The following is a 12,503-nucleotide window of genomic DNA, read 5'->3' on the forward strand; positions in this document are numbered from 1 at the left end:
GCAGACCGAGGCCAGCAGGTAGAGCAGGGTGACGAGGTTCATGCTCACTTGGCGCCCTCCTCATGGCCCTTGCCGGCCTTGGCCTTGGGTTCCTTTTTCTTGAACATCTCCAGCATGCGCTGGGTCACCAGGAAGCCGCCGAACACGTTGACCGCGGCGAGCGCCACCGCCAGCGTGCCCATGGTGCGGCCCACCGCGCCCTCGGTCAGGCCGGCCGCCAGCATGGCGCCGACGATGATGATGGCCGAGATCGCATTGGTCACGGCCATCAGCGGGGTGTGCAGGGCGGGCGTTACCGTCCAGACCACGTGGTAGCCCACGTAGATCGCCAGCACGAAGATGATCAGGTTGATCACCGTGTGGTTAATGCCTTCCATGAAGGATTCCTTGGAGGTTGCTTACTGTGCCAGCGCCTGTTCAGCGTCCTTGGTCATCAGGCAGGCGGCGACGATGTCGTCCCCCTGGTCGACGGCCAACTTGCCGTCTTTGACGATCAACTTGAGAAAGTCGAGCACATTGCGTGCATAGAGTGCCGAAGCGTCGGCCGCCACCATGCTGGCCAGGTTGGTGTGCCCGATCAGCGTGACGCCGTGGCGCTCCACCACCTCGTCGGCCACCGTGAGCGGGCAGTTGCCGCCCTGCGCCGCGGCCAGGTCGACCACCACCGAGCCCGGCTTCATGGCCCGCACGGTCTCATCCCGGAGCAGCACCGGCGCCTGCCGGCCCGGGATCAGCGCCGTGGTGATGACGATGTCGGCGGCCTTGGCGCGCTCGTGCACCAGTTCGGCCTGGCGCCGCATCCAGTCCGCCGGCATCGGACGTGCATAGCCGCCCTCGCCCTGCGCGATCTCGCGCTCTTCATCGGTGACGAACGGCACATCGAGGAACTTCGCGCCCAGCGATTCGATCTGCTCCTTGACGGCGGGACGCACGTCGGAGGCTTCGATCACCGCGCCCAGCCGCTTGGCGGTGGCGATGGCCTGCAGCCCCGCCACGCCGGCGCCGAGGATCAGCACGCGCGCGGCCTTGACGGTGCCCGCGGCCGTCATCAACATGGGCATGAACCGCTGGTAGTGGTGGGCGGCGATCAGCACGGCCTTGTAGCCGGCGATATTGGCCTGCGAAGACAACACGTCCATGCTCTGCGCGCGCGTGGTGCGCGGCGCGGCTTCCAGCGCGAAGGCGACAATCCCGGCTGCGGTCATGCATGCGTTGTTCTCCGCGTCGAATGGATTGAGCATGCCGATCAGCACGGTGCCCGGCTTCATCAGCGCAAGCTCAGCACCATCCGGGGCGCCCACCTTGAGCACCAGATCCCCTTCGAACGCCTGTGCGGCCGTGCCGATGCGCGCGCCGACGGCCTCGTAGACAGAATCCGGCAGGCTCGCACGCACGCCGGCGCCTGACTCGACAATCACCTGGTGGCCCTGTGCGACGTACTTCTTAACGGTCTCCGGCGTAGCCGCGACGCGTGTTTCCCCTGCCCGCGTTTCCCGCGGGATCCCGATTTTCATCATGCGCTTTCCGCAAAATTCTGCCACTTAGGAATGAGACGGCGGCCAGGACAGGCCGCCCCTCCTGGCTTGCAGTCGGATCGACCGGATCATTCGGCCCGGATCTGCTTATCGACGATCACGCGGGCCCAGCGCGACACTTCGCCGTTGAAGTACTCGGTGAACGCGGCGTTGGCCTGCGGTGCCGGCGTAAACCCGGCTGCGGTAATCCGGTCCCGTATGTCCTTCGATTCCAGCATCTTCGCCACCGATGCGCCTACCTTTTCCTGCACCGGCCGGGGGGTGCCCGCCGGCATCATCACGCCAGTCCAGTTCTCCACGATCAGGTCGGGGAAGCCGCTCTCCACCACCGTGGGCACACCCGGCAGAAGCGGATGGCGTTCGCGTGCGGTCACCGCCAGCGCACGCAGCTTGCCACCCTTCACATACTGCAGCGATTCCGGGAAGTTAGAGAACACCACGTCGATCTGCCCACCGATCAGGTCCGTCAAGGACGGCGCGCCGCCCTTGTAGGGTATGTGCGTCAGGTCCGCCTTGGCCAGGTCTTCGAACAGCGCCAGGGTCAGGTGCGGCGGTGTGCCGTTGCCGCTCGATCCGGCATTCAGCTTGCCGTGGCGCGCCACTTCGGCCAGATCCTTCATCGACTTGATCGGCGAGTTCATCGGGACCACCACCAGCATAGGCGACGACGCGATGCGCGCCACCGGCACCAGGTCTTTCTGCATATTGAACGGCAGCTTGGGAAACAGCGTGACATTAGCCGCATGGGTCAGGGTCACTGCCAGCCAGGTATAGCCATCGGCCGGCGCCTTGGCCACCTGGTCCGCACCGATATTGGCGTTCCCGCCGGGCTTGTTGTCCACCACCACCGGCTTCCTCCAATCCTCGGAGAGCTGGTGTCCGACAAGGCGCGCCATGATGTCGGTCAGTCCGCCGGCTGCGAACGGCACCACATAGCGAATGGGCTTGCTTGGATAATCGACGGGCGCCGCCGCACTCTGGCCAAGTACCGGCGTGACGAGCAGCGCGACAGACAGGCCGGCCAGAAGCCGGACCAGAAATCGGTGCATGTTGTGTCTCCTGTGTGTATGGATGCGCCCGTCCATGGCGGGCGTTTTATTGGTGTGCCGGACGTTACTTCATGCCCTCCCCGGCCAGGGCCTGCAGTTCAGCCAGAAGTACGTCCGGCACCTCGATGCCTTGCGCCGCTGCCTCGGCTTCCGTGGCCTGTCGGCGTGCGCCAGGCAGGCGCGTGCCAGGATCAGCCAGCATGGCCGCCAACAGTGCCTCCACCCTGCCGTAGTACACCTCGCCGCCGCCGAAAGCCGCCGGATCCAGCACCAGGAACAGCTGTCCGATACGCGGCCGGTTTCCCTCGTCCTCGAAGAAGGAGTCCGCCTCCGCACCAAACTGCGCGCCAGCCAGCGAGACAACCAGCAACTCCACCATTAGCGCCAGCATTGCACCCTTGACCCCGCCCGCGGGCAGCATCGAGCCGCGCAGCGCGGCTGTCGCGTCGGTGGTGGGCCGGCCCTCTTCATCGAGTGCCCAGCCTAGCGGTATCGGCTTACCCTGTTTCGCCGCGACCATGATCTTGCCGCGCGCCACTTCCGACAACGACAGATCGATCACGACCGGCGGCGCCCCGCGCCGCGGGAACGCGGCGGCGATCGGATTGGTGCCGAAGAGCGGCTTGCGCCCGCCCCATGCCGGCATCGCCGCGGGCGAGTTGCCCAGCGCCAGGCCGACCATGCCCGCCGCCGCGACGGCGTCGAGATGAATCGCCGCCGCGCCAAAGTGGTGGCTGTTCGTCACTGCGGCAACCCCCACGCCCGTGGCACGGGCCCGCTCCATCGCTTCGGCCACCGCCAACATACAGGCGGGGAATGCGAAGCCACTGCCAGCATCCACCAGCACCGCGCTGGACTGCTGCCGGCGCACGGCGGGCACGGCGCGCCCGTCTACGCGATCGCGCCGCAGGTGCGCCACGTACATTGGCACCCGAGAGACGCCATGTGAAGGCAATCCGGTCGCATCTGCCCGCACCAGCGCCGCTGCCGTGGCGCTGGCCTGCAATCGGCTGGCGCCAGCGCTGCGCAAGGCGCGCGCCGCCAGCTGCGTCAGCGTGTCCACATCGAGCCGGCTCATCGTTCGCCCTCCAGCGCTTGGCGCACCTGCTGCGCGATCAACATGGAAACGCGGGCATTGGCCTCGCGCGTGACGCCGCCGATATGCGGCGTCAGGATCAGGTTCGGTGCCTCGGTCAGTGCCGACTTGGCCGGCAGCGGCTCGTGCTCGAACACATCCAGCGCCGCGCCCGCCAGCCGCCCGGAGCGCAGCGCTTCGGCCAGGGCGGCCTCGTCGACCACCCCGCCGCGCGCGCTGTTGATCAGCACCGCGCCGGGCTTCATCGCCGCCAGCCGCTCGGCGTCGATCAGATGCTGGGTGGCCGGCACCAGCGGCACGTGCAGGCTGACCGCATCCGCTCGTGCCAGCAGCGCATCGAGTGCCAGCGGCGTGACCCCGCTGTCTTGCCACACAGGATCCTCTGGCGTCATCAACGGATCGAAGGCCACCACGCGCATGCCCAGCGCCTGAGCCAGCGCCGCCGTCTGCCGGCCGATATCGCCGAATCCGATCAGTCCCAGCACCTTGCCCAGCACCTCCCTCCCTTCCGACAACGCCGCGCGCGGCCACTGCCCCGCCACCATCGCCCCGTGGCTGCCATAGGCGCCGCGCAGCAGCATCAGCGCCGTGGTCACCACATATTCCGCGACCGAACGAGCGTTGGCGCCGGTGGCCGGAATTACGCGGATCCCGCGCGCCTGGCAGGCCTTCACGTCGATATTGTCCAGCCCCACACCCAGCCGTCCCACCACACGCAAAGCGGGCGCTGCCGCCAGCAGCGCGGCGTCCACCTGGGTGCGGTTGCGCACCACCAGCGCGCTGGCCTGGCCGACCGCGGCCAGCAGGTCGGCGCGGCGGTCAACCCAGCCGGGCTCGTACTGCAGGTCGAACCCTGCGGCCAGCACTGCCACGGCATCGGGGGCCATGAACTCGCTAACGCAGATGCGCTCCATCATGCGGACTCGTGGATGCGGGTCAGGACGAATTCGCGGTGGCCCAGCGCCTCGGCGGCGGTCCAGCGTCCATTGATCGTGGCCAACATGCATTCGAGCAGCTTGTCGCCGGTCTGGTCCAGCGTCAGCTCGCGCTGCAGCAGGCCCGAGCAATCCACATCCATGTGTTCGCTCATCAGGCGCACGGTACGCGGGTTGGCGCACAGCTTGATCACCGGCACGATCGGATTGCCGATGACGTTGCCCTGCCCGGTCGGGAAGAAGTGCACCACATAGCCCGAAGCAGCGCACAGCGTCACCATCTCGGCCGCGGCGGAAGACGAATCCATGAACCACAGCCCCGGACCGGTCGGCTCTTCGGCCTTGTCCAGCACGCCATCGACGGTGCACTTCTTGCCGATCTTCTGGATATTGCCTAGCGCCTTCTCCTCGATGGTGGTCAGGCCGCCGGCGATGTTGCCCTTGGTCGGCTGCGACTCGGACAGGTCGGTGGTCTTCCAGCGGTCGATCATGCCCTGGTAGCGGTTGAACATCGCCATGAACTCGTCGCGCACCTTGTCGTTGGCACAGCGTGCGGCCACGATGTGCTCGCCGCCGGTCAGCTCGGAGGTTTCGCCGAACACCAGCGTGGTACCGAGCGGATGCAACTTGTCGAAGGCGTTGCCTACGGTGGGGTTGGCGCCGCAGCCGGAGGTGGTATCGGACTCACCGCACTTGGTCGAGACCCACAGGTCGCTGATCGGGCATTCCACCCGGTGCAGCGCCGTGGCGTATTGCACGAATTCCTTGGCGGCCTTGGAGGCGCGCATGATGGTGTCATGGTCGCCGTGGCCCTCGATGCCGAAGCCGACCACCGGCTTGCCAGTCTTGGCGATACCGTCGACCACTTTCTTGGTCCAGCCGTCCTCGATGCCGATCACCACCACCGCAGCCACATTGGGGTTGCTGCCGGCACCGATCAGGGTGCGGAAGTGCAGGTCCAGGTCCGGACCGAACTGGAGGCGGCCATAGGGATGAGGGATCGCCATGGTGCCCTTGATGGCAGCGGCGACCGCCTCGGCGGCGGCGTTGGAGAGGTCGTCCAGCGGCAGGATGATGACGTGGTTGCGCACGCCCACACGGTTATTGTCGCGGCGATAGCCCCAGAAGGTGGTGTTGCGGTCGATGATCGTCATGGCTTTCTCTGTGCAGTCTGTGGGATTTTTCTAGCGGAATGAATGACCGGGTGGCTTACCAGCGCTTGGTCTTGATGTTGTGGACGTGCGCGTGCTCGCCTGCCTTGATCGGTGCCACGACCTTGCCGATGTCGATCCCGTACTTGTAGACCGTGTCGCTTACCGCCATGTCGCGCAGCGCGACCTTGTGGCCCATCGGGATCGCCTGCAGCGCCTTCACCGAGATCGTGCGGTCCTCGTCCATGATCCAGGCATTCAGCTCGGTACCGGCCTCGATTCCTTCCACCACGGCCACTGCCACCGTGTCCTTGGCGTCATGCAATACAACGTGAATCATCTTTGTCTCCTCGCGGTCTGGTTGGGGTGTGGAATGATCATAGAATCCAAATTCATCCATGTCAACTAGCTCATATATATGACTTGCATTGGTAGGTAGATGTGCTGTGGCGCAAGAAAGAACCTGAGCGCTGGAGCGATACGGTCCCGCCTGCGTCGATCGGGCACGAAACGACACGCGCGCGCCTGCAACAAGCGCGAACGTGCGATACCGGTACTGGTTTGGAGAAAATGCCGCGGGCGAAGCCGCGGCAGCGCGCGTGTACAGGTTTGCTGGAAAATCAGACCATTGCGGCTTCGGGCAGCAGCACCACCTTGGCTCCCGCCACCTTGCCGCCATCAAGATCGCGGAAGGCCTGCGCGCCATCCTCCAGCGCTCGGGTCTCCACCCAGCCCAGGTCGCCGAAGGCGCCGCCGTCGAGCGCGGCCACCGTGGCGCGCAGGTCGGCCATGGTGTAGGTATAGGTACCCAGCAGCGTCAGTTCCGCCAGCGTCAGCTTGCGCATATCGATCTCGCTGGCCCAGTCCTGTAGGCCGATGTGCATGATGACGCCACCCGGACGCGTGGCCGCCAGTGCGGTGTTGCGCGTCGCCTTGGCGCCTACTGCGTCGATCACCAGATCCCATGCCGCCTCCGCCGGCGCTTGCGTACGCGGATCCAGTGTCGCGCAGCCCAGGTTGTCGGCAATCGAAGCGCGCCGCAGCGGGTTGGTCTCGGCCACGGTGACCTCGCGGCAGCCATAGGAACGCAGCAAGGCGGCAGCCAGCATGCCGATCGCCCCGCCGCCGAGAATCAGCGTGCGCACCTCCGGCACCGGCCTGACCATTGCGCGCATCGACAGGTTGACCGCGTGCAGCGCGGTGGCCGCCGGCTCTGTCAGGGCCGCGTGGATGCTGGACAGGCTGCCCGGCAGGGGAATCGCGCAGGCCAGCGGTATCGACAGGAATTCGGAGAATGAGCCGGGCCGGGTCATGCCCACCATGGTGCGGTTGGAGCACAGGTTGTCGCGGCCCTGCAGGCAGTAGTCGCAATGGCCGCAGGTAATCAGCGGGTTCGCGGTGACGCGCGTGCCGATCGGCAACGCACGCTCGTCGGCGGAGGACACAACGGTTCCAGCAAACTCGTGCCCGAGCACCAGTCCCGGCTGGCGGCGCGGATCGTGGCCATGGTAGGCGTGCATGTCGGACCCGCAGATGCCGGTGGCATCGATCCGCAGCACGGCCTCCCCGGCAACCAATGTCGGCATCTCGCGCTCCTGCAGCTCGACGCGGTTCGGTTCGGTGTAGACAAGCGCTTTCATCTGTTTCCTTCCTGAAATAGTGATATGCGTGCGTTGTGCATCAGGCGTCCAGCTTGGCAGGCGTGAACGCGCTCGCGCGGGCGCGGTGGGCGGCAATCCAGGCGGTGCAGGCCGCGCTCATGAGGCCGATCGCCAGCACGTACATGCACAGGTACCAGGGCTGCCCACCAGCCTTGGCGTTGAGCCAGGTGGCAATGATCGGGGTCAGGCCGCCGGCGAACACGCCGGCGAACTGATAGACGAAGGAAATCCCGGTGTAGCGCACACTGGCGTCGAACACCTCGGAGAACATCGAGGACATGGTGCCGAACACCGCGGCGTGAAAGATGCCAAAGGGAATGATGATGGCGGCCCATACCAGCGCGATATTCCCGTTGCTGTGCTCCATCAACCAGAACGCCGGAAAGGCCGACAAGCCCGCCAGCAACGCGCCTGTGCCATAGACCAGAGGACGACCCACGCGATCCGAAACCGCACCCCACAGCGGGATGAAGAACGTCATCACGGCGGCGCCGATCAGCACCCCCAGCAAAGCATGGTTGCGCGACAGTTGCAGCGTCTGGGTCAGGTAGGACAGGGAATAGACACCGAATACATTGAAGAACACGCCATCGATAAAGCGCGCGCCCATGCAGGCCAGCACCACGCGGGGATAGCGGCGCAGCATGGCCATGAAGGGCAGCCCCTGGGCCTGCTTGCCGCGCGTCTTTGCCTGCGCAAACTCGGGCGACTCATCCACATGCGAGCGCATATAGGAGCCGATGCCCACCATCACGGCGCTGAGCAGGAAGGCAACGCGCCAGCCCCAGGCCAGGAAATCCTGGTCCGACAACAGCAGAGACAGGGTGGCGATCACGCCGCTGGCGAGCACCAGACCGAGCGACATTCCGGTCTGCGGCAGGCTTGCGAAGAAGCCGCGCCGATGGCTGGGCGCGCTCTCGAAGGTCATCAGCACCGCCCCGCCCCACTCCCCGCCCAGGCCGATCCCCTGCGCCAGCCGGCACACCAGCAGCAAAATGGGCGCCCAGACGCCGATCTGGTCGTAGGTGGGAATCAGGCCGATGGCGGTGGTGGCCACGCCCATGATCATCAGCGTGAGGACCAGCATACGTTTGCGGCCCAGCGTGTCGCCGAAGTGGCCGAAGATGACGCCGCCGAGCGGACGTGCCACAAAGCCCGCGGCGAAGGTCGCATAGGCCAGCAGCGTGCCCACGACAGGATCGTCCGAGGGGAAATACAGCTTGTTGAAGACCAGTCCGGCGACCACGCCGTACAGGAAAAAATCGTACCACTCCACCATCGCGCCGATCGTGCTCGATGTGACTACCTTGCGCAGCTTGTGCGCTGACGCACCTCTGCTCGCTGTCGAATCCATGATCCTGTCTCCTGCCTTGTATTTTTATGTAGGGGCATGGCGGCCGCCGCGCGCAAGCGCGACTGCACTTCTGGCGCCATGGTCTGCGTGTTTACCTTGCCGTGTAGCCTCCATCCACCATGAAGGTCTGGCCGGTGATGTAGGCCGCCATATCGCTGGCGAGGAAGGCCGCCAGCCCGTGCAGGTCCTTCAGTTCGCCGTTGCGGCCCATGCAGGTGCGCGCCGCGTGATAGCCGGCCAGCTCGGTGTCGGCAAATACCGGGCCGGTCAGCGCCGTCGGGAAGAAGCCCGGACCGATTGCGTTGCAGGTGATGCCGTGCGGCGACCACTGCTCGGCCATGGCGCGGGTCAACTGGACGATCGCACCTTTGGCGGCGCCGTACGGCGCGCTGTTGGCGAAGGCCCGATGGGATTGGAGCGATGCGATGTTCAGGATGCGGCCCCAGCCGCGGGCCTGCATGGCGGGCGCCAGGCCCTGCGCGAGGAAGAAGGGCGCGCCGACGTGCGTATCCAGTTGCAGGCGCCAGCTGGCCGGCGTCACCGCCCCGAAAGGCTCGCGCAGGTTCATGCCCGCCGCGTTGACGAGGATATCGATGGCACCGAAGCGGTGCAGGATAGCCTCCGACAACGCCGGCAGTGCGTCCAGGTCGGACATGTCGCCGGCGACGGTTTCGGCCGTGATGCCCAGTGCATCCAGCCGGGCCGCCGCTTCGTCAAGCTGGCCCTGCCGCCGGGCGGTCAGCACCACGCGCGCGCCGGCCAGCCCCAGCGCGGTGGCGATGGCCTCGCCTATGCCGGAACTGCCGCCAGTCACCAGGGCTTGCCGCCCTCGCAGATCCGGTACCAGCCCTGGCGGCAGGGCGGCCGAAGTGATAGTTGGATATGGCATTGTCAAACCTCGACCGGAACACCGGTTTCGAAGCGCTCGGCAGGGAAATACTTGGCCAGCCGGTCGTCGGCGGTACGCGCATGCGCCTCCATGCCTTCCAGCCGGGAAATGCGCGCGGTCACTTGCCCGATCTGCTGTGCGGCTTCGCGTGTCATCTTCTGCCAGGTCAGCGTCTTCATGAACTTGTGTACCGACAGCCCCCCCGAGTAACGCGCCGCGCCCTTGGTGGGCAGCACGTGGTTAGGCCCGCTGGTCTTGTCGCCAAAAGCCACCGTGGTTTCCTCGCCCAGGAAGAGCGAGCCGTAGCAGGTCAGCCGCGCGAGCCACCAATCCAGGTCGTCGGCATGTACCTCCAGGTGCTCGGAAGCATATCGGTCGGACACCTCCACCACCTCTTCGCGGCTATCGCACAGGATCACTTCGCCGTAGTCGCGCCAGGCCGCCGCTGCCGCGTCACGTGCCGTGGGCGGCAGGTCAGCGATCAGCTCGGGGACCAGGGCTATGACACGCTCGGCCAACCGGCGGGAAGTCGTGAACAGCCAGGCCGGCGACTCGTGCCCGTGCTCGGCCTGCCCGACCAGGTCGCTGGCAACGATGCGGGGATCGGCGCTGTCGTCGGCGATCACCGCCACCTCCGACGGTCCAGCGAACACATCGATGCCAACCTGGCCGAACAGGGCTCGCTTGGCCTCCGCCACGAACTTGTTGCCCGGCCCCACCACCACATCGGCCGGCTTGCCGGTGAACAGCCCGTAGGCCATCGAGGCAATGGCCTGCACGCCGCCCAGCGTCATGATCACGTCCGCGCCGGCCGCCTGAAAGGCATAGAGCACGTGGGGGTGCATGCCCTGGCCCCGGAACGGGCTGGAGCACGCGACCACCGTCTTCACACCCGCGGCTTTGGCCGTGGCCACGCCCATATAGGCCGACGCGATATGCGCATAGCGCCCGGCTGGCGCGTAACAGCCAACCACATTGACGGGAATCACCCGCTGCCCCGCCGTCACGCCGGGATGCAGCTCCACGGAAAACTCGCGCAGCGACTCGCGCTGCGCCATGGCGAAGTCGTGCACCTGCTTGATGGCGAAGTCGATGTCGGCACGTACCGCGGCCGGCACCTCGGCGGTTTGCCGCCGGATCTGCTCCGGCGTAAGGATGAAGTCGCCGCTCCAGCCATCCAAATCCCTGGCGTACTGGCGAACGGCATCGTCGCCGCGCGTCCGGATCTGGGCCAACATCTCCGTCACGACTTGCTGGGCAGTTGCCGTTTCGGTCTCCGGCGTTTTGTTGGCTTTCTTCAGGTAGATCATGATTTCCCTAGTGCAGGTTGGTGTCAAATATGCAAGCGCTATCAAGTCTTGATCATCATGATTGAAACGGCATTTCATGCACTGATAAAGCACATAATCTCTTCCGATCCAATGTCACCTCAGATTTAATGTAAGCGCTTTCATGCGTAAGAATAGTGCACCGGCCAGTCGATGCAAGCTAGGGTTTTCCTGTGGTTTGAGCGGGAACGCTATGTTGCGTCGCACCATTCACCCGACCCGCGCGCGGGAAGATCGGAGACAATGACGCCATTCGACAGACGGAGCAGAGGCTGTGCGGCGTGCAAGGTTAGAAGATGTGGCGAAACTCGCGGGCGTATCGATGGCGACCGTCTCGCGTGCCCTTTCCTCACCCGCGGTGGTGCGGGAGAAGACCCTTGAGCGGGTCCAGTCGGCCATTGCGGCGCTGGGCTATGTACCGGACGCGTCCGCACGCACGCTCGCCTCCGGGCGCTCGCGCACGGTCGGGGCGGTGGTACCCACTTTGGATAACGCCATATTTTCAAATGCGATCCAAGGCCTTCAGACGACCCTGGCCGAGCACGGGTACCAGTTGCTCTTGGCCACCCACAACTACAATCTGAAAAGCGAGATCGCCGTGGTTCGCGCCTTATCGGAGCGCGCGGTGGACGCCTTGGTGCTGGTGGGCAGCGAGCATGCGCATGAAACGTTCTCGATTCTGGAAAAGAGTGGGATCCATGCCCTGCTGACGTGGTCGCTGTCCAACGACTACCCTTGCATCGGCTTCGACAACTTCGAGATTGGCGCGATGGCCGCGCGCCACCTGCTCGAGCTCGGCCACCGCCGCTTCGGCATGATCTCCGGCATCACACGGCATAATGACCGCGCACGCCAACGCGTGGAGGGCTTCGTCAACACGTTGAAGGCACACGGCCTGGCTCCTCAGCCAGGCGCGATCTGTGAGCAGCCCTACGGTTTCGCGGGCGGACGGGCCGGGTTGCAGCGTCTGATGAGCGTTGGCGCAGAGCGCCCCACTGCTATCTTCTGCGGCAATGACGTACTCGCGCTCGGATGCCTCTTTGAAGCCGCCTCACTCGGCATACGGGTCCCCGACGATCTATCGGTCATCGGCTGCGACGACCTGCCGATCGCCGCCGAAATCGCGCCGGGGCTGACCACCATCTCCCTGCATACCCGTCAGCTTGGCGAACTCGCCGCGCACGCGCTGCTGGACTGGTCGCAGGACGGCACCATTCCAGGCCGAACGGAGCTACCGGTGAGCCTGGCGCGCCGCGGCACCACCGGCCCCGCGCCACAGTGAACGGAGCGGCGACCAAGACGCAGCAGCGTCCCCCTTCTCGTCCTCAATGGATTGCACCACTTCGGCCCCATATTCCGTAGCCACTGGTCTTCGCGTTCCTGTCTGAAGTCAGACCATGATGCGCTCCTGTCAACGCACCACGGTTGCCGATGCCGCTGCCAGGTAGCCGATAGTCCCTGCCAGTTTTGAAGGGGTGGACGAGAAGTCCAGAAGAGCCCGCGGT

Annotated in this window: 12 protein-coding genes; 1 reads left to right on the top strand and 11 read right to left on the bottom strand. The window is 65.7% G+C overall.

What is annotated here, in order from left to right; all coding sequences use genetic code 11:
• Nucleotides 1-44 precede the first annotated feature (44 nt).
• The 11 genes from AC3FOF_RS34950 to hpsN all read right to left on the bottom strand — a co-directional run bounded on the left by AC3FOF_RS34950 (nt 45) and on the right by hpsN (nt 10,983).
• Nucleotides 45-377, bottom strand: a complete 333-nt coding sequence (locus AC3FOF_RS34950; protein WP_488729199.1) for an NAD(P) transhydrogenase subunit alpha part 2 — start codon at nt 375-377, stop codon at nt 45-47.
• Between the two features lie 21 nt (nt 378-398).
• Nucleotides 399-1,514 (bottom strand): Re/Si-specific NAD(P)(+) transhydrogenase subunit alpha, encoded by a 1,116-nt coding sequence (locus AC3FOF_RS34955; RefSeq protein ID WP_488729244.1) that lies wholly within the window; start codon nt 1,512-1,514, stop codon nt 399-401.
• Nucleotides 1,515-1,603: 89 nt separating this feature from the next.
• Nucleotides 1,604-2,584, bottom strand: a complete 981-nt coding sequence (locus tag AC3FOF_RS34960) for a Bug family tripartite tricarboxylate transporter substrate binding protein (protein WP_276265210.1) — start codon at nt 2,582-2,584, stop codon at nt 1,604-1,606.
• Nucleotides 2,585-2,648: 64 nt separating this feature from the next.
• Nucleotides 2,649-3,662 carry an Ldh family oxidoreductase gene (locus AC3FOF_RS34965; RefSeq protein ID WP_488729200.1) on the bottom strand — a complete coding sequence of 338 codons (1,014 nt, stop codon included), beginning with the start codon at nt 3,660-3,662 and terminating at the stop codon, nt 2,649-2,651.
• Nucleotides 3,659-4,594, bottom strand: coding sequence for a hydroxyacid dehydrogenase (locus tag AC3FOF_RS34970; protein ID WP_488729245.1), 936 nt, complete (start codon nt 4,592-4,594; stop codon nt 3,659-3,661). The genes AC3FOF_RS34965 and AC3FOF_RS34970 overlap by 4 nt, the downstream gene beginning before the upstream one ends.
• Nucleotides 4,594-5,769, bottom strand: a complete 1,176-nt coding sequence (locus AC3FOF_RS34975; protein WP_017229431.1) for a UxaA family hydrolase — start codon at nt 5,767-5,769, stop codon at nt 4,594-4,596. The genes AC3FOF_RS34970 and AC3FOF_RS34975 overlap by 1 nt, the downstream gene beginning before the upstream one ends.
• Nucleotides 5,770-5,824: 55 nt before the next feature.
• Nucleotides 5,825-6,106, bottom strand: a complete 282-nt coding sequence (locus AC3FOF_RS34980) for a UxaA family hydrolase (RefSeq protein ID WP_017229430.1) — start codon at nt 6,104-6,106, stop codon at nt 5,825-5,827.
• Between the two features lie 280 nt (nt 6,107-6,386).
• Nucleotides 6,387-7,406 carry a galactitol-1-phosphate 5-dehydrogenase gene (locus AC3FOF_RS34985; protein WP_017229429.1) on the bottom strand — a complete coding sequence of 340 codons (1,020 nt, stop codon included), beginning with the start codon at nt 7,404-7,406 and terminating at the stop codon, nt 6,387-6,389.
• A gap of 40 nt (nt 7,407-7,446) precedes the next feature.
• A complete protein-coding gene (locus AC3FOF_RS34990) occupies nt 7,447-8,781 on the bottom strand; it encodes an MFS transporter (protein ID WP_488729201.1) in 1,335 nt (444 codons plus the stop codon).
• A gap of 91 nt (nt 8,782-8,872) precedes the next feature.
• Nucleotides 8,873-9,670: a (S)-sulfopropanediol 2-dehydrogenase HpsO gene (gene hpsO, locus AC3FOF_RS34995; RefSeq protein ID WP_488729202.1), complete on the bottom strand. Its 798-nt coding sequence runs from the start codon at nt 9,668-9,670 to the stop codon at nt 8,873-8,875.
• A 2-nt stretch (nt 9,671-9,672) separates the two neighbouring features.
• Nucleotides 9,673-10,983, bottom strand: a complete 1,311-nt coding sequence (gene hpsN / locus AC3FOF_RS35000) for a sulfopropanediol 3-dehydrogenase (protein WP_488729246.1) — start codon at nt 10,981-10,983, stop codon at nt 9,673-9,675.
• Nucleotides 10,984-11,296: 313 nt separating this feature from the next.
• On the opposite strand from hpsN, the gene AC3FOF_RS35005 reads away from it, so the two are divergent.
• Nucleotides 11,297-12,280 (top strand): LacI family DNA-binding transcriptional regulator, encoded by a 984-nt coding sequence (locus AC3FOF_RS35005; protein WP_276265214.1) that lies wholly within the window; start codon nt 11,297-11,299, stop codon nt 12,278-12,280.
• Nucleotides 12,281-12,503: the final 223 nt, after the last annotated feature.

It is taken from the genome of Cupriavidus sp. 96C5-1, from assembly GCF_057798855.1.

What these genes read in the sequence shown, in the direction of transcription:
- AC3FOF_RS34950 (WP_488729199.1), bottom strand. Translation starts at nt 377, where the DNA reads ATGGAAGGCATTAACCACACGGTGATCAACCTGATCATCTTCGTGCTG.
- AC3FOF_RS34955 (WP_488729244.1), bottom strand. Translation starts at nt 1,514, where the DNA reads ATGAAAATCGGGATCCCGCGGGAAACGCGGGCAGGGGAAACACGCGTC.
- AC3FOF_RS34960 (WP_276265210.1), bottom strand. Translation starts at nt 2,584, where the DNA reads ATGCACCGATTTCTGGTCCGGCTTCTGGCCGGCCTGTCTGTCGCGCTG.
- AC3FOF_RS34965 (WP_488729200.1), bottom strand. Translation starts at nt 3,662, where the DNA reads ATGAGCCGGCTCGATGTGGACACGCTGACGCAGCTGGCGGCGCGCGCC.
- AC3FOF_RS34970 (WP_488729245.1), bottom strand. Translation starts at nt 4,594, where the DNA reads ATGGAGCGCATCTGCGTTAGCGAGTTCATGGCCCCCGATGCCGTGGCA.
- AC3FOF_RS34975 (WP_017229431.1), bottom strand. Translation starts at nt 5,769, where the DNA reads ATGACGATCATCGACCGCAACACCACCTTCTGGGGCTATCGCCGCGAC.
- AC3FOF_RS34980 (WP_017229430.1), bottom strand. Translation starts at nt 6,106, where the DNA reads ATGATTCACGTTGTATTGCATGACGCCAAGGACACGGTGGCAGTGGCC.
- AC3FOF_RS34985 (WP_017229429.1), bottom strand. Translation starts at nt 7,406, where the DNA reads ATGAAAGCGCTTGTCTACACCGAACCGAACCGCGTCGAGCTGCAGGAG.
- AC3FOF_RS34990 (WP_488729201.1), bottom strand. Translation starts at nt 8,781, where the DNA reads ATGGATTCGACAGCGAGCAGAGGTGCGTCAGCGCACAAGCTGCGCAAG.
- hpsO (WP_488729202.1), bottom strand. Translation starts at nt 9,670, where the DNA reads ATGCCATATCCAACTATCACTTCGGCCGCCCTGCCGCCAGGGCTGGTA.